Here is a 16,064-nt window from a genome sequence, read left to right as displayed (position 1 = left end):
TCAGTATCAATGATGATCAAGATCGCCTCTAGGTTACTCCGGGAACAACTGAATTTCCGGAGACTCTAGATCATCTGTGCCCTGTTCTAGGGGATCTGTCTCTGGGGAAATATCCGACTCTGGCACAGTGGGGCGTGGCTCAACCTCTGGCTCAGGAGCACTTTCAGCGGTTGCTGGGGGAGACGATGTTTCTGGTTCTAGTGTTGATTCGGGCGCGGTTGATTGTGGGGTTTCAATCTCTGGAGTATCTGGAGGGACTGCTTCAATTTCGGGCGCGGGAGCAGGTTGTTCAACCTCTAGCACTGACTCAGATTGATTCGGGTTTGACTCCTCAACGGTCGCAGCGGGTTCTTCTTCGGTTGGCATTGCCTCAGGGAGATCAGGCGAGGGGCTGGATTCTGCTTCTGGTGCTACCTCTTCTTCCAAGGTTGGCAAGATTTCTTCTGGAGCAGGGGCCGCTTCTGTTTCTGCTGGTGGCGTCGCTTCATCAACTTCCGGAACAACGGTTGGTGCTGGCTCTAATGTTTCTTCTGGGGCAGCCGTTTCGACTTCGGGGGGTAGAGGTTTGGTGGTGACGAGGCGCTTCGCGGTTCTGAGAGAGAGTTTATTTTGGACGAGCTTGGCAAGGGTATCGTTGAGCTTCGGATCGTAGTTGATGACGCGGACAGGGCTATTGTAGGTATTTTCTAACAGTTCCCCTTGATCATCGATAAATTCTAGCTTGAGCCAGTTTTCGCCTTTCTTGAAGCCTTCGAGGTAAATGGGATGCCAATCATCGAGAATAAAGCTCTCACCATTGATGGTGATCCGGATACGCCAGTCATTCACATCATCACTATTGTCGGCCTGGGCAATGAAGTGCAGTGGGGCATTGGTCAGATAAAAATCCAACATGATCGGCTCAGCACCGTAGGTTCCCTGGGGGCGGCTATAGGTGAGGAGGGGCTGTTGGAAATCGGGAATATTGTTATTACTTTTGGTGAAGATATTAAAAGTAGTTTCGGCGTAGGCTCCTTCGTTTTTAAAGCTTTCGTGCCAAGGACGGGAGGCGAAGGCGCGGATTAAGTGGCTACCGGGACTGAGGTTTTCGAGGGTGACGGGTTTGCTGGTGTCGTAGACGGCAATGTAGGGCTGGTCATCGACAAAGAGGTGAATGTGCGGCCCCATGCCTAGTTCTTCGTCCTTGAAAATGGGTAGGTCATTGACCTGGAGTTGGACGTCGATGGTAGTGCTGTTAAAGGTTTCGTCGGGACGGGGACTGAGAATTTTAATTTGGGGTTGGTACTGGTCTAATTCTTGGCGCAGTTCGGTAATTAGGCTGGGCGTCGCCACTTCTGTGAGGGCTTGGGTGGTGACGGGCGTCGGTTCGCGATTGAGATCACTGGCGAGGCGGGCATCGAGGCGATCGCCACAACTCCACAGGCCCAATGCCAAAATAACGAGGAGAATAATCCGCTTAAACATTTCCCACAGTCCTTGATAAGCCACGCTTTTTATCTTCTCACTGACCTGACAAACCGCCAACATCCAATCAGAAGAATGGCTTTACCAGCGAATTTTGTAGAGATGGAACAGTTCGCCCGATTGTTCTTTGACGATTTTTGCGCCGGATTTTTTGATCAGGGCTTGCCAGTCGCTTAGGTCTTCGAGGAATACTTCCGCGCCCAGGTAGGTTTCGAGGATTGACCAGTCTTCGGCCATGTCTTGGCTTGGGTCAATCACATCAAAGACAAAAAAGCCCCCTGGTTTGAGGACGCGCCGGACTTGTTCTAACACGGTTTCCCAATATTCCAAGGGATAGTAACAGCTAAATCCGGTGGCGATCGCCAACTCGAAAAAACTGTCCTGATAGCTTTCGAGGTGATGGGCGGGTTTGTTCGAGATGCCTTTAAACAGTTTGGAATTGAGCTGGGGGGCGCGGGATTGGAGGATTTCTGTGGCAACTTTGCTGACGTCTTGGCCATAAAAATAAGCATTCCAGTCGCGCCAAGGATAGATCAAAAAGCTGATTCCGCAACCGAGATCGAGGCAAGCTTGGTTTTTTTTCGGTTGGGCCAGTTCCCAAAACTTCGAGGTGACGCGGTTCTGGAGCTTACCGGATTGCCAGTCAAGGAAAATGGGCAGGGCTTGTACTTCGTCGGGGAGATCGGGTTTTTGGTTTTGATATTCTGCGTCGAAACGTTTGGCGATCGCCTCCGTGAGGGTAAACCAATTTAATTCGCGGTTGTCGGTGGGTAACTGGGAAAACATGGGCCGCCCCGAAGTTTAGAAAATTCAAACCATTCCATTGTATAAGTCACTTTCAGAGAAAATTTTTCAAGTCTGTCTTCGGAACGGTGTAGGGTTCCTATAATTTTAGGTGTAAATCTAGCATCTATGCCCCTAAGCTATGCAACAATCTATCTGTCTCAACCCTGTTTGCTCCAGCTTCAACCCAATTCACCACAATTTTTGTTCTCAATGCCGCACCCCTTTGGTGCTAAAAGGCCGTTACCGAGCAATTAGCATTTTGGGGCAAGGCGGATTTGGCCGCACGTTTCTTGCTATTGATGAGGATCTTCCCTCAAAACCTTTTCGGGTGATTAAGCAATTTTTACCCCAGGCCCAGGGCACAGCCACAATCAAAAAAGCAGAGGAATTATTTGAGGCAGAAGCGATCCAACTCGACAAGCTCGGCAGTCAACATGATCAAATTCCAAGTCTATTCGCTCACTTCACTGTCGATAACCGCCAATATCTAATTCAAGAATTTATCGATGGACAAACCCTTGCTGATGAACTAAAGTCCGGTGTTTTCACTCAGGAACAAGTCAAAGCTGTTTTATTGGACATTTTACCAATTCTAAAATTTATCCATAGCCAAAATGTGATTCACCGAGACATCAAGCCAGAAAATATTATCCGTCGTCAGTCTGACAAAAAACTGATATTAGTAGATTTTGGGGCCGCAAAACAAATGTTCAGCAATCTCAGCATAACAGGAACAGTAATTGGTTCCTATGGTTATACTGCACCAGAACAACAAAGAGGAAAACCCAGATATTCTAGTGACTTATATAGTTTAGGTGTGACTTGCTTGGAGCTTCTAACTGGTATAGATCCCATTGAATTATTTGACATAGATGAGTACGAATGGATTTGGCGTCAATTTATCAATAGCTCTATTGATGACAAGTTGGCTTGTATCTTAGATAAATTAATCCTTCCTGCTACTAGCAAAAGATATCATTCTGCCAATGAAGTATTGGCTGATTTGTTATCGTCAGCTCAGTCATTGATACAAAAAACAACAAAACTACCGACGACAACAAAAAATATTGATCTTTACCTAAGTCTTTTTCTGAATCAGCAAGAAATGAAAGAAGGATGTATAAAGCCAATTCAATTACAACAAGAAATATTAACTATCAAAAGCCCACCTGGAACACGAGAAGGCCAAAAACTAAAAATCAAAGGAAAAGGATTGATTAATACCCAAACGAATATCAGAAGTGATCTTTATTTGGAAATTCAACAATCAATGCCTGGTTATCCAGTACTGAATTTTGAAACTGATGAATTTGACAACTCTGGTCATATTATTAAGAAAAGTCAAAAACAAGCAGTTTACTACATCGAGAAACTTTCAAAAAATATTCCTTTAGAGATGTTATGGATTAGAGATGGAAGTTTTACGATGGGTTCATCGCAAATCAAGAATGCAAGTCCACAACATGAAGTCAACGTCAAAGGATTCTGGATGGGCAAGTATGCTGTAACGCAGGAACAATGGCAAGCAGTCATGGGAGATAATCCATCGAGGTATCAAGGCCCAAAAAAACCAGTGGATAGTATTTCTTGGAAACAGGCCAAAATATTTTGTCAAAGACTATCTGAAAAGACAGGTAGAGACTATAGATTACCAAGTGAAGCGGAGTGGGAATATGCTTGTCGAGCAGGTACAAAGACACCTTTTTGTTACGGAAAAACAATTAACAAATCAATTGCCAATGTTAATTTTGATTCAAGAAATCACAAATATATATCATTAAAAAAGAATCATATTGACTATAATATTGATTGGGGAAAAACAGTAGATGTAGGAACTTTCCCTCCTAATGGATGGGGATTGTATGAAATGCATGGAAATGTAATGGAATGGTGTGAAGACCACTGGCATGATAATTACCTAGGGTCACCTACGGATGGTAGTGCATGGGTAGAGAAAGGGTTTTTTACATTGGGTAATCAAGTAGCACGCGGCGGTGCTTGGTGCTTTTCTCCAAAAATAGCTCAATCTGCAGAGCGTAGTATGCATTCCCGAAGTTTTGATTTTTTTTATTTGGGATTTCGTGTTGCTTTATCTGCTTGATTTTTTTGTACCTAAAGATTGTTATTAAGAACATGTTTCAAAGCGGTTATGCCTGCTAAAATAAGCTTAAAGATTTGTTTTGAACTTATATTGTGTCAATATAGCCTATCAAACTCAATTGTCATAACTAGAACATGTTTTGGTGTTCTCTAAAAACAGCATGAAAGAAAGATTCGTTAAAAAAACTAATAGTTTTCTATTTTATACATTTCTACTAAATCGAAACTCGATGCAATTTCTAAAAAAGTAATATCAAGACAATTTTGAAGAGCTTGGAAAAGAATAGAAATAATTTGACTATAGGAATACCATTTACTATGTGAAATAGGTTGTAAAGTCTCCCCAAAAACTTTTTCATATAGTTCTGGATCGGGATTAAGACGAATTGAACCGTGTTGCAAAATTGCCCCTTGGCGACGCAATTGCGCTGATCCAATCAGTTTATAACCAGATTCCGTTACCAAATCTGCCTTGGTATGGGTGCGAAAACAACTATCAAAATGCCCATAATTCCGTTGCTGGTGGCCATAACTTAAAGGAATTCCCAGTTCCCCAAACCCAGCAATGAGAAATTGGCAGAGGGTTTCGTAGTTTGTTTGGCGACTTCCTTTTAGCCCAGACGTAATAATCGCGTAGGTGAGGTCTCCCTGATGAAGCACTGCTCGTCCACCGCTCGGACGCCGCACCAGATCGATTTTTTTGCCTTGGTAGGTCAAATCATTCCAAAAATCAGGATATTTTCGCTGATGGTAGCCCAGGGAAATCGCCACAGGCTGCCAGGTGTAAAATCGCAGCACAGAAGGGATTTTGCCCTGGAGATGCTGATCCAAAAGCCAGGCATCGATCGCCATTTGGGTTTCCCCAGACGCTTCGATGGGTGGAATATAGTGCCAAACTCCAGTCATTACAAAAGATTTTTCGGGAGATAGCCGAGGATTTTTTTAATGTCCTGGGTGCGGTGCTTATCCACAATCAGGGTCACATCCCCCTGGCGCACCACCACCACATCCGCAACTCCTAGGGTTACTACCGTTTCGTCGGGGTTGTCACTGTAGACAATCGCCCGTTCCGTCTCGAAGGCATGGTGATTCCCCACACAAACATTCGTCACCGCATCAGGGGGTAACAATCTTTCGAGCGATCGCCAATCCCCCAGATCATCCCAACCGAATTCTGCGGGCAATACATAGGCGTGCTCGGTTTTTTCCATTAGAGCATAGTCGATACTAATTTTTGGCAAGCTATTGTAGGCGTCGATGCCTTCATTTTGGAGCGGTTCAAGGATTTCGGGGGCGTAACTAGCAAGTTCCTGGAGTACCGTGCGGATCGAAAAGAGAAAAATCCCGCTATTCCAGCTAAATTTGCCCGTTTCCAAAAAAGATTTCGCCACAGCCGTACCGGGTTTTTCGTAGAACTGATTCACCTTAAAAATGCCCGTTTCAACCGCTTCCCCCTGCTCGATATAACCATAACCCGTGGCGGGATAGTCCGGTTTGATGCCGATGGTGGCGATCGCCAATTTATCTTTGACAAAATTCGCCGCTTGGTCGAGGGTTGCCCGGAATTTATCTGGGTCGCCAATCCAATGATCCGCCGGGAAAAAGGCCACCACCGTATCCTCTGGGTAGTATTTCGCCAACTCTAAACAAGTCCAGGCGATCGCTGCGGCCGTATCCCGCCGTTCTGGTTCTACCAAAATATTACGCTGGGGCAGTTGGGGCAGTTGTTCCCGCACCAAATCGGCAATTTGCGCCGCCGTAATCACCCAGAGATCTGTCCAATTGTCTTGGGAAACTAAACGATTTGCCGTCGCTTGGAGCAAACTCACCCCAGACCCATCGAGGCTGAGGAACTGTTTCGGGCGGTCTTGACGACTGAGGGGCCAAAAACGTTCGCCCTTACCACCAGCCAAAATTACGGGGATGAAAGTCATAGGTTGGGAGTGCTTAATTACGGTAGGCCTTCGCCGAAGCGCGAATCCAGGTTACAGCAGCAATGGTAAAGGGGATCAAGAAAAATAAAAAGCCAAACCAGAGGGAATTTGCCCGTACAAAGGGCTGGCTGATCATTAGGGCAATGATGAGGCCACAGTACACTAGCCCCGCCACGGGCAAGCCCAAAACCAGCAAAATAAATTTTGTATCCCGATCCATCCTGCAAAATTCTCTTGGTAAATGCCGTTGCCGTTGATTCTAGCTATGGATTCGGGGTTCCGGGTGGAGGGTCGAGAGAATTTCACTTTCGGCGATCGCCAATTCTTCAAGCCGCTGATTGACTAAATCTTGATCATAATAAGTCGTTGCTAATACCCAATAAGCCCCATAATGCCGCGCTTCCGAGGCCATTAACCCCCGATAAAATTTTGCCAAATCCGGCTCCGGGCAATGTTCTCCCAAAAGCCCTAAACGTTCGTGGGAGCGGGCTTCGATTAACGCCGAAATTAACAACGAATCCAATAGCCGTTCCGGTTCCTGGGGTCGGATCAATTTGCGCAACTGGCCGCCATAGGGGGGCGCATTCAACGGCGCGAGGGAAATATTTTTCCGTTCTAGCCACTGGTTCACCAGCTCGAAATGCTCTAATTCTTCCTTGGCGATCGCCGTTAATGCTTTCACCAGTTCCACCGCCGACGGATACCGGAACATCATATTGAGGGCGACCCCTGCCGCTTTCCGTTCACAGTGGGAGTGATCCAGCAAAATCGTATCCAAATTAGCGAGGGCGAGTTCGATCCATTCCGGGCGGGTCGGCTCCTGGAGAAACTTGATCCGGGGTAAAGTCGCAGCAGTCATAGATTTGGGGAGATGGCGGACAACTCAACAGTATATAGTTTCCCCAAGCCCGATGCAGAATAGCCGCTATCGAGAGCAAGTTTCCTGCGAGAACGGCCACAACTCTTTATAATTTTTGGAGCAAAATTTACCGTAGCAAAGGCGATCGCCCATGAATTTTAATGTCAGAAAAAACAAATTGACCTGGTACATCACCGCCCAGATTGGGGTTTTGATGTTTCCCTTTGGCCTCTGTCTCCTGGGGGAATCGATCACCCGTCGCATTAATGGGGAACCTTGGTTTTGGTGGGGCACTGTGAGCCTAATTGTCGTCAATGCTGGCCTGGGGCTGATGATCGAAAGTGGCCTGATTGGTGGCTTTCCCCGCAATAACAGCGACGACAAAGCAGAATCTTAGACTTTTTTACCATGACTTTTATTCCCCCAAAGAAGCATACTGCGGCAATTAACGGTCTACCCTTGAGCTACTACGAATGGCATCCGGGTGGTGAACCAGTGTTATTACTCCATGGTCTCGCGGATCATGGTTTGGTGTGGGCCAGCTTGGGGGAAAGTCTAGGGAAAAAATACCATGTGGTTGCCCTGGATCTGCGGGGTCATGGGGACAGTGGTAAACCGGAAACGGGTTATACTTTCGCCGATTACAACGCTGATCTAGACGGCATTTGTCAGCATTTCGGCTGGTCGCAGGTGAATCTCCTTGGTCACAGTTGGGGGGCAAAAATTGCTGCTGTTTGGGCAACCCAAAATCCTGAGAAAGTGAAAAGTTTGATTCTCGTTGATCCGTTTTTTATGGGACAACTGCCCCTCTGGTGGCGCTACACCTTCCCCATTGGCTACCGGGTGCTGCCCTTTTTAAAACTGTTGGGTCAGTTCGAGAGCTATCACCAGGCCGAGGCGATCGCCAAAAAATTGAAGCAATATCGCGGCTGGAACGAGTGGCAACAGGCGATTTGTCGGGAAAGCTTTCTGGAAAATCCCGACGGCACCTGGACAAGCAAATTCGTGAAACGCGCCTGCGATGAAATTTTCCTCGATATTCTCCGGGTCAATGGCCTCACACAACCCCTAGGGATGCCGAGCCTGTTTGTGCAGCCAGAGGGAGGGTTAAATCGCCTCGAATTTCAGCTCAAGCCCTACCGTCAATATTTAACGAATCTCCAATGGCAAAAAGTCCCCGGCAACCACTGGGCCCACATGGTTGAACCGGAAGCCTTTAATCAGGCGATCGCCAATTTTCTCACTAGAAGTTTATAGATATCTCACACCAGACCATCGTGATCTTTTCGGCGATGAAAATATGATGTGTTATTAATCTTGGGAGTAAATATCCAATCCAAAAAGCGATCGCTCCCTAATCGTAGCAGGGGTTCACAGCGTCAACCCCGACTAACAGGAGCAACTAACTTTCCTTGTATGCCTCCATCCCCTCACAGGAACACACCAAATTTCTGTCCCCATAGGCATTATCAATCCGCCCCACCGTCGCCCAGAACTTATGCTGTTTCAGCCAAGGGGCAGGATAGGCCGCCACCTCACGGGAATAGGGATGATTCCATTCACCACAAATAACCGACTCTGCCGTATGGGGCGCATTTTTCACCGGATTATCTTCCTTAGAAATTTTGCCCGCTTCAATCAGGCGAATTTCCTTCCGAATCGCAATCATCGCCTCACAGAAACGGTCTAACTCCTCTAAAGATTCACTTTCAGTGGGTTCGATCATCATCGTCCCCGCCACGGGCCAAGAGATTGTCGGCGCATGGAAACCATAATCCATCAAACGTTTTGCCACATCCTCCACCGTAATGTCTGCCAATTTCCGCAGATCCCGCAGGTCGATAATGCATTCATGGGCCACGCAACCATTCGTCCCTTTAAACAACACCGGATAATGGTCATCCAAGCGTTTGGCGATGTAGTTGGCACTGAGGATTGCCGCTTTTGTCGCTTTCGTTAAACCGGCTGTTCCCATCATGGCGATGTACATCCAAGAGATCGGCAGAATACTCGCACTCCCAAAAGGAGCTGCCGAAATTAAGCCAATATTGTCGGTATTCCCGTCTAAATTGGTCTTGGGCAGATAGGGGACGAGATGGGCGGCGACACCAATCGGCCCGACACCGGGGCCACCGCCCCCATGGGGAATACAGAAGGTTTTATGTAAATTCAGGTGACAAACATCCGCACCGAAATCTCCCGGCCGACAAATGCCCACCATCGCATTCATGTTTGCGCCATCGAGGTACACCTGGCCGCCGTTGTCATGGATCACTTGGCAGATGTCTTTGATTCCCACCTCAAAAACCCCGTGGGTCGAGGGATAGGTGACCATTAACGCGGCGAGATTCTCTTTGTATTTTTCGGCTTTAGCTTTGAGATCCTCTAGTTCAATATCCCCTTGGCTACTGCAACATTTAATCGGGATCACCTTAAAACCACACATCACTGCACTGGCCGGGTTTGTGCCGTGGGCGGATTCGGGAATCAGACAAATATTCCGCTGGCGATCGCCGTTTTTAATGTGGTACTGACGAATCACCTGTAACCCCGCATATTCCCCTTGAGAGCCGGCATTGGGTTGGAGAGAAACTCCGGCAAAACCCGTAATTTCAGCCAGCCAATGCGCCAACTGGTCACACATTTGCTGATAGCCTTTGGTTTGACTGCGGGGTGCAAAGGGATGCATTTTGCCAAAACTTGCCCAGGTGACCGGCATCATTTCCGCCGTCGCGTTGAGTTTCATCGTGCAGGAACCCAGCGGAATCATCGAGGTGGTCAGCGATAAATCTTTGCTCTGGAGGTGGTGAATATAGCGTAGCAACTCCGTTTCGGAACGATAGCGATTGAAGACGGGATCCGTTAAAAAGTCACTGGTACGGCGGAGCGTTTCAGGGAAGTTCGGCGTAAAATTCTGGGCGAGCTGGGCGTAGGTAAAGGGAATTTCAGCATCGCTAAAAATTGCCCAAATGGTTTCGATATCTGCGCTGGTTGTTGTTTCATCGCAACTGATGCCGATATTACCGTCCGCAAAGTAGCGGAAATTATAGCCCTGTGCCTCGGCGCGTTGACGAATGGCTTGCGCTTGCTCTGCCGTGGTTTGAACTTTAAGCGTGTCAAAAATTGGTTCCTGATTGGACGCAAAACCGAGTTTATCTAACCCCGTTGCCAAGATTTGCGTGTGTTGCTGCACTTGGGTAGCGATCGCCTGCAACCCAGCCGCACCGTGGTAGACCCCATACATCGAAGCCATCACCGCCAGCAGCACCTGGGCCGTACAAATATTACTGGTCGCCTTGTCCCGTCGGATGTGCTGTTCACGGGTTTGCAATGCCAGCCGTAACGCCGGTTGCCCGTGACTATCTTTAGAAACGCCGACGATGCGCCCCGGAATTTGCCGTTGATATTTTTCTTTCGTCGCAAAATAAGCCGCGTGGGGGCCACCATAACCGAGGGGAACTCCAAACCGTTGACTCGTTCCCACCGCAATATCAGCACCCATTTCTCCCGGCGGCGTGAGGACACATAAACTCAATAAATCCGCTGCCACCGTGGCGATCGCCTTTTGGTCGTGAGCTTTTTGAATAAACGCCCGATAATCAAAAATTGCCCCATCCGTCGCCGGATATTGCAGCAACACCCCAAACACAGCATCAGTCATCTCAAAGGTGCGATGATCACCAACGATCACCTGAATGTCTAAGGGAATCGCCCGTGTCCGCACCACCTCAATCGTTTGCGGATGGCACAATTCCGACACAAAAAACGTATTCGCCTGCTTCTTTTTACAGAGTCCATAGCTCATCGCCATCGCCTCCGCCGCCGCTGTCCCCTCATCCAACAACGACGCATTGGCAATCTCCAGCCCCGTCAACTCGATCACCATCGTCTGGAAATTTAACAACGCCTCTAGACGACCTTGGGCAATCTCCGCCTGGTAGGGCGTATAAGCCGTGTACCAACCCGGATTTTCTAAAATGTTGCGCTGAATCACGGGCGGGGTCACACAGTCGTAATAGCCCATGCCGATGAAATTTTTGTAAACCTGATTTTGGTTGGCGATCGCCGCCAGGGTTTGTAAAGCTTCTTGTTCCCCCTTCGCGGCGGGTAAATTCATTGCTAATTTTTGACGAATCTTGGCGGGAACCGCTTGATCAATCAAGGTTTCCAACGCGTCATACCCTAAAAATGCCAGCATTTTTGCCATTGCCCCATCACTAAGACCAATGTGACGGCGAGCAAAAGAATGATCCTCAGAAGCATGAGAAAGCGGCGGCAACTGTTGCAAATTAACCATGAAATCACCAGAAAAAAGCAGGCTTAAGCACTTATCATAATAGGGAAAAATCACCCCCCACGGGCTGCTGATGTGGTTCTCCAACCTAAGATTTCCCATCACAACATCCCCCAACCCCAGCGTAAGGTCGCCCACCCCATGTCCCTAATGTCTCTCCGGGCGGGACTGTGGGCCCTAGGCCATACCCTTTTCCCTCAACGCTCATCCGATGGAGGTTCTACACTTTGTGGCGACCATTTTAGTCATTGAAGATGAACTCAGTGTTTTAAATATTTTGCGGGACATTCTAACCGCCGAAGGGTTTGCTGTAATCACAGCGACCGATGGGCAAATCGGCTTAGAAACGGCCTATGCGCAACTCCCCGATCTCATTATTTGCGATGTAAATTTACCGCGATTAGACGGGTACGGTGTTCTCAAAGCACTCCATAGCAACTCAACCACCACCACTATTCCGTTTATTTTTCTGTCAGCCCGCGCTTCCCGTTCCGCCCAACGCCAAGGGATGGATCTAGGGGCAGATGACTACATTCCCAAGCCTTTTACCCGTCAGGAACTGCTCAATGCGATCCGGGGACGCCTCAGTCGCCGTCAGGGTCTCGCCCAACATTCAGCGCAACAGTTAGAGCAACTGCGACGCAATTTAACCATGGCCCTCCCCCATGAGCTGCGCACTCCCCTCCAAGGCATCATGACCTCAGCGGAGTTGCTGGGGGAATGTTGGGAAACCCTAGACCGCCAAGAAATCCGAGAAATTAGTGAGAGCATTCGTATTTCAGCCAGTCGCCTCCATAATTTAATCCAAAAGTTCTTGCTATACACCAAGCTCGATTTAGCCACCCACGATCCCGATGATTTTCACCTCTGGTATAGCCCTGTCACCGAGAAAAGTGACACGCTCATCACTACTTTGGCCCGACAAATTGCCAAACAATACCAGCGACCAGAGGACTTGAAGCTGGAGTTATGTGCGGCGAAGGTTGCCATCTCAGAGAAGTGGCTTGTTACCCTGGTGCAGGAAATTGTCGATAATGCGTTTAAATTTTCGGAGCACACTTCCCAAACCAAGAAACACATTCTGCTGAAAAGTCGGATCAATGGCAATGTATGGCAGTTAGCGATCAAAGACCATGGTCGTGGCATGAGCCCAGAGCAGATTCGGGCCTTAGGTGCCTATATGCAGTTTGACCGTCAACAGTATGAGCAGCAGGGATCTGGTCTCGGATTGGCGATCGCCGAACGGATCGCAAAAATTTATAATGGGACGGTGACGATTAAGAGTACTGTAGGGACAGGAACCACGGTGATTGTCACATTTCCGACTGCGACTTCGGAACAAATTCCGACAGAAAACCGCCTCAGTTAGTGCCCGCTGTTACTTTTTCTCCATGAGTCAATTACACAATGCCTTTACCCTGTTTGTCAGCCTGTTGGTGGAGGCGATGCCCTTTCTGCTACTGGGGGTAATCCTTTCGAGTGTGCTGTTGGTGTGTGTAGATGAACGCCAACTGATCCAGCGTTTACCGAAAAATCCGGTTTTAGGGGCTTTTATGGGCAGTTGCATCGGGTTTTTGTTTCCGGTGTGTGAATGCGGCAATGTGCCCGTGGCCCGTCGCTTTATGCTCCAGGGAATTCCCACTTCTGTGGCGGTAGGTTTTTTGTTGTCGGCCCCCACCCTAAATCCGGTGGTAATTTGGTCGACTTGGATCGCCTTTCGGGGCCAACCGGAAATTGTCCTCTATCGGGTGCTGGGTTCCTTGGCGATCGCCACCATCGTCGGGACAGTGTTTAGCGTCGAATCAGATCCCAAAAAGCTGCTCCAACCGAAACTGGCCCAACGCTTAAAATTTGTCCAGCAGGTCAACGAAAACCAGGCCCAGGCAGCGAACACCAGTCCTCTGCTCCAATCGGGGACATTTTTCCTCGGTGCCCAGCAGACAGTCCCCCTCGAAACAGTGGCGACCCAAATGCCAGCACCAGCGACGACCCAAGATCGGAGCTTTAAAACCCTCTTTGGGGCCTTGATTAACAATATTTCTGTGGAATTGCGGGAACTGGGGGCGGTATTGATTTTCGGCAGTGCGATCGCCGCGTTGATCCAAGTCTTTGTGCCCAGGGAAGTCGTCTTGAGCCTCGGCCAAGGGACGATTACCTCCATTGTGGCGATGATGCTGTTGGCGGCGATTGTTTCCATCTGTTCGACGGTGGATTCTTTCTTTGCCCTGTCCTTTGCTTCCACCTTCACGACGGGTTCCCTACTAGCCTTTTTGATTTTCGGGCCAATGATCGATATCAAAGCAGTCGGCCTGATGCTCTCAATTTTTAAACCCCGCTTTATCCTGTATTTTTTCCTCTTGGCGGGTCAGCTCACCTTTCTTTTTGCCCTCGGCTATAGCTATTTCCTTTAGGGGGCCAGGGAATTTTTGCGGGGAGACGCGTTTCAGTTTTCCAGAAGTCCGCCGCAACGTACAATAAAAACCGTCTTCACAGTTTGAGTTCTATGCAGTACCACGCACAAGTTTATGTTACTCTCCGTCCCTCTGTTCTTGATCCGGCTGGTGCCGCTGTCGAATCAGGTCTAAGTCAATTGGGCCATGGGGGCGTCTCTGGGGTACGCATTGGGAAATATATCGAATTAAATCTTGCCGCCGCTGACGAAGCAGAAGCCAAGGCGAAAGTGGATCAAATGTGTGATCAACTGCTTACCAACCCAGTGATTGAAAATTATCGCTTCGACCTCACCCCCCTGAAATAACGATAAGTTTCCGCCCGATCTTCCCTTGCAATCCTTCAATTAATTGGTAACGACACGATGAAATTTGGTGTAATTGTTTTCCCTGGCTCAAACTGTGACCGTGACATGGCAATGGTGACGGAAGGGATTTTTGGGCAGCCGACACGGATGGTCTGGCACCAGGAAACAGATATTACGGACATCGATGTGATTGCGGTGCCTGGGGGCTTTAGCTACGGGGATTATCTCCGTTGTGGGGCGATCGCCCGCTTTTCTCCGGTAATGCAGAGCGTCATCGATCACGCCAACCAAGGAAAATACGTGTTGGGGGTTTGTAATGGCTTCCAGGTGTTGACGGAAGTGGGTCTGCTGCCTGGGGCTTTGGTGCGCAACCGAAATCTGCACTTCATTTGCGATCGCCAATATCTCCGGGTTGAAAACAACGACCAGGTGTGGACAAGGGGTTATCGCCAAAACCAGGTGATCAATATTCCCATCGCCCACGGAGAAGGACGCTACCATGCCGACCCCGACACCCTCAAGGCGATCGAAGATAAAGGTCAAGTTCTCTTCCGTTACTGCGATGCCCAAGGCAATGTAAATGAGGCTGCCAATCCCAACGGTTCTCTCAATAACATCGCCGGTATTACCAACCAAGCTGGCAATGTTTTAGGGATGATGCCCCACCCAGAACGGGCCGCCGATGGCAGTCTCGGTTTAGTAGACGGGAAAGGCTTGTTTGAAGGGCTCTTAAACCTCGTTGCCGGATAGCTTAAGGATTAGGCGAAAGCAGCAAAAAGCCGCTCTAGACGACCATTAAGGTGCGAAACGAGTATCTAACCGCTCAATCCCAAAAATTAAGAGGGCGTCGGTTGAGACTCCAGGTAGCGTAGAAATTCTAGCAACTCATCATCGGATAACAATTGGCGCGATCGCTTGCCATAGGTTTCTAGCAAATAAGTGCGGCCCTGCTCACTAGACCAGCGCAAACGCTTGAGCTCCACATCAGTGCGGGCAATAATCTCAGAAAAATCTAACGCATTTGTCGAGCTGCCTGCTGACCCTAAATCTAAGCTCGTATCAGGTGTCGCTTGGGGTTGCTCTAGGGGGATTTGGGGAGTCTGGTCTACGACCTGAGCCGGAGATGGCAAGGGCAAATCATTTTGATGGCTCGGTATTGAGACTGGATTTGTCGGGGTTGCAACCGTTGGTGTGGAGGTAGCCATGACAGGTACTGGTTTTGCAGAGACGACCGGAGCTGCTGGAGGAGATTGAACGGGCATGGTCTGCTTCGTGGGGGCTGGTGCCGGAATTGCCCCAGATCCCAAAAGATTTAACGCCCGGATTCTTGCTTGATCCTCCGCCTGTTCCACAGAGGGGGCTGCCGCCAAACCACTGGCGAGTTTTTTCCCTTCCAATTCCACCACAACCCGCACAATAAACTGGCCATGTTCAATGGCTGCCAGTTCACTGATTAAGCCCCCGTAGGGATAACGCTGCCGAAAAATCTCTGGTGTCATGGAACGCAATAGGAAAAATTTGACTCAATTTATTAGTTGAGTGCAATTGTACCCTTATTCTTCCTAATTCAGGGCAATTTGCTGGTGAATTCCCTGGAGGCCATGGAGAGAATTCCCTTGACAGGGTACAATATCGAAAAAGCATTGTGACAAGATAGTCAACACATACGTCTAGTGGCTTGGTCATTCAGATTTTGCCCTTGTCCCAGCCGCGATTGTATCGGACGATCCTCCTTTAATCACATTGCTTGTTTTTCCGTCGGGTTTGCTTAGCCACAGGCAGTCCCTGCTCTTTTCCTGAAACACGTCTTTTTGGGTCAGTTTCAGAACCAAGTCCCCGCCATAGCCGTTTCCTAAACGTAATGACCTC

General features: G+C 48.6%; 15 protein-coding genes. 7 read left to right on the top strand and 8 right to left on the bottom strand.

Going from position 1 to position 16,064, the window contains the following annotated elements:
* Positions 1-33 precede the first annotated feature (33 nt).
* Together AWQ22_RS08025 and AWQ22_RS08020 are read right to left on the bottom strand one after the other, a co-directional pair.
* A complete protein-coding gene (locus AWQ22_RS08025) occupies positions 34-1,488 on the bottom strand; it encodes a hypothetical protein (protein WP_232321322.1) in 1,455 nt (484 codons plus the stop codon).
* A 57-nt stretch (positions 1,489-1,545) separates the two neighbouring features.
* Positions 1,546-2,250, bottom strand: coding sequence for a class I SAM-dependent methyltransferase (locus AWQ22_RS08020; RefSeq protein WP_065710744.1), 705 nt, complete (start codon positions 2,248-2,250; stop codon positions 1,546-1,548).
* 139 nt (positions 2,251-2,389) lie between these two features.
* Between AWQ22_RS08020 and AWQ22_RS17425 the strand changes: the two genes are divergently transcribed.
* Positions 2,390-4,351 (top strand): SUMF1/EgtB/PvdO family nonheme iron enzyme, encoded by a 1,962-nt coding sequence (locus AWQ22_RS17425; RefSeq protein ID WP_084448975.1) that lies wholly within the window; start codon positions 2,390-2,392, stop codon positions 4,349-4,351.
* A 185-nt stretch (positions 4,352-4,536) separates the two neighbouring features.
* Here the strand turns inward: AWQ22_RS17425 and AWQ22_RS08010 are convergent, their stop codons facing one another.
* Genes AWQ22_RS08010 through AWQ22_RS07995 form a run of 4 tightly spaced genes read right to left on the bottom strand, consistent with a single transcriptional unit; the run spans position 4,537 to position 7,143 of the window.
* Positions 4,537-5,256, bottom strand: coding sequence for a biotin/lipoate A/B protein ligase family protein (locus tag AWQ22_RS08010; RefSeq protein ID WP_071925382.1), 720 nt, complete (start codon positions 5,254-5,256; stop codon positions 4,537-4,539).
* Positions 5,256-6,284 carry a mannose-1-phosphate guanylyltransferase gene (locus AWQ22_RS08005; RefSeq protein ID WP_065710743.1) on the bottom strand — a complete coding sequence of 343 codons (1,029 nt, stop codon included), beginning with the start codon at positions 6,282-6,284 and terminating at the stop codon, positions 5,256-5,258. The genes AWQ22_RS08010 and AWQ22_RS08005 overlap by 1 nt, the downstream gene beginning before the upstream one ends.
* 13 nt (positions 6,285-6,297) lie before the next feature.
* A complete protein-coding gene (locus AWQ22_RS08000; protein WP_012307167.1) occupies positions 6,298-6,504 on the bottom strand; it encodes a hypothetical protein in 207 nt (68 codons plus the stop codon).
* 39 nt (positions 6,505-6,543) lie between these two features.
* On the bottom strand, positions 6,544-7,143 hold the full coding sequence (locus tag AWQ22_RS07995) for a tRNA-(ms[2]io[6]A)-hydroxylase (RefSeq protein ID WP_065710742.1): 600 nt from the start codon (positions 7,141-7,143) through the stop codon (positions 6,544-6,546).
* Positions 7,144-7,294: 151 nt separating this feature from the next.
* Between AWQ22_RS07995 and AWQ22_RS07990 the strand changes: the two genes are divergently transcribed.
* Both AWQ22_RS07990 and AWQ22_RS07985 read left to right on the top strand, forming a co-directional pair.
* Positions 7,295-7,540, top strand: coding sequence for a hypothetical protein (locus AWQ22_RS07990; protein WP_012307165.1), 246 nt, complete (start codon positions 7,295-7,297; stop codon positions 7,538-7,540).
* Between the two features lie 11 nt (positions 7,541-7,551).
* Positions 7,552-8,400, top strand: coding sequence for an alpha/beta fold hydrolase (locus AWQ22_RS07985; RefSeq protein ID WP_065710741.1), 849 nt, complete (start codon positions 7,552-7,554; stop codon positions 8,398-8,400).
* 145 nt (positions 8,401-8,545) lie between these two features.
* On the opposite strand, the gene gcvP is transcribed toward AWQ22_RS07985, so the two are convergent.
* Entirely contained in the window at positions 8,546-11,440 is a 2,895-nt protein-coding gene (gene gcvP / locus AWQ22_RS07980; RefSeq protein ID WP_065710740.1) for an aminomethyl-transferring glycine dehydrogenase, read from the bottom strand.
* A 226-nt stretch (positions 11,441-11,666) separates the two neighbouring features.
* Between gcvP and AWQ22_RS07975 the strand changes: the two genes are divergently transcribed.
* The 4 genes from AWQ22_RS07975 (at position 11,667) to purQ (ending at position 14,945) form a co-directional block, all read left to right on the top strand.
* On the top strand, positions 11,667-12,806 hold the full coding sequence (locus AWQ22_RS07975) for a response regulator (RefSeq protein WP_198166478.1): 1,140 nt from the start codon (positions 11,667-11,669) through the stop codon (positions 12,804-12,806).
* Between the two features lie 22 nt (positions 12,807-12,828).
* Positions 12,829-13,848 (top strand): permease, encoded by a 1,020-nt coding sequence (locus tag AWQ22_RS07970; protein ID WP_030008153.1) that lies wholly within the window; start codon positions 12,829-12,831, stop codon positions 13,846-13,848.
* A 92-nt stretch (positions 13,849-13,940) separates the two neighbouring features.
* Entirely contained in the window at positions 13,941-14,195 is a 255-nt protein-coding gene (gene purS / locus AWQ22_RS07965) for a phosphoribosylformylglycinamidine synthase subunit PurS (protein ID WP_012307160.1), read from the top strand.
* Positions 14,196-14,252: 57 nt separating this feature from the next.
* Complete coding sequence (gene purQ, locus AWQ22_RS07960; protein ID WP_065710738.1) at positions 14,253-14,945, top strand: phosphoribosylformylglycinamidine synthase subunit PurQ; 693 nt, start codon at positions 14,253-14,255, stop codon at positions 14,943-14,945.
* Positions 14,946-15,031: 86 nt separating this feature from the next.
* On the opposite strand, the gene AWQ22_RS07955 is transcribed toward purQ, so the two are convergent.
* Complete coding sequence (locus AWQ22_RS07955) at positions 15,032-15,694, bottom strand: hypothetical protein (protein WP_065710737.1); 663 nt, start codon at positions 15,692-15,694, stop codon at positions 15,032-15,034.
* Between the last annotated feature and the right edge of the window lie 370 nt (positions 15,695-16,064).

Source organism: Picosynechococcus sp. PCC 7117 (assembly GCF_001693275.1).
In the GTDB taxonomy this organism is placed as follows: domain Bacteria; phylum Cyanobacteriota; class Cyanobacteriia; order Cyanobacteriales; family MRBY01; genus MRBY01.
The sequence above is the reverse complement of the archived record's forward strand: the minus strand, read 5'-3'. Positions and strand labels throughout refer to the sequence as shown.

Coding starts and splice junctions, on each gene's coding strand:
- AWQ22_RS08020 (WP_065710744.1), bottom strand. CDS start 2,250: ATGTTTTCCCAGTTACCCACCGACAACCGCGAATTAAATTGGTTTACC.
- AWQ22_RS17425 (WP_084448975.1), top strand. CDS start 2,390: ATGCAACAATCTATCTGTCTCAACCCTGTTTGCTCCAGCTTCAACCCA.
- AWQ22_RS08010 (WP_071925382.1), bottom strand. CDS start 5,256: ATGACTGGAGTTTGGCACTATATTCCACCCATCGAAGCGTCTGGGGAA.
- AWQ22_RS08005 (WP_065710743.1), bottom strand. CDS start 6,284: ATGACTTTCATCCCCGTAATTTTGGCTGGTGGTAAGGGCGAACGTTTT.
- AWQ22_RS08000 (WP_012307167.1), bottom strand. CDS start 6,504: ATGGATCGGGATACAAAATTTATTTTGCTGGTTTTGGGCTTGCCCGTG.
- AWQ22_RS07995 (WP_065710742.1), bottom strand. CDS start 7,143: ATGACTGCTGCGACTTTACCCCGGATCAAGTTTCTCCAGGAGCCGACC.
- AWQ22_RS07990 (WP_012307165.1), top strand. CDS start 7,295: ATGAATTTTAATGTCAGAAAAAACAAATTGACCTGGTACATCACCGCC.
- AWQ22_RS07985 (WP_065710741.1), top strand. CDS start 7,552: ATGACTTTTATTCCCCCAAAGAAGCATACTGCGGCAATTAACGGTCTA.
- gcvP (WP_065710740.1), bottom strand. CDS start 11,440: ATGGTTAATTTGCAACAGTTGCCGCCGCTTTCTCATGCTTCTGAGGAT.
- AWQ22_RS07970 (WP_030008153.1), top strand. CDS start 12,829: ATGAGTCAATTACACAATGCCTTTACCCTGTTTGTCAGCCTGTTGGTG.
- purS (WP_012307160.1), top strand. CDS start 13,941: ATGCAGTACCACGCACAAGTTTATGTTACTCTCCGTCCCTCTGTTCTT.
- purQ (WP_065710738.1), top strand. CDS start 14,253: ATGAAATTTGGTGTAATTGTTTTCCCTGGCTCAAACTGTGACCGTGAC.
- AWQ22_RS07955 (WP_065710737.1), bottom strand. CDS start 15,694: ATGACACCAGAGATTTTTCGGCAGCGTTATCCCTACGGGGGCTTAATC.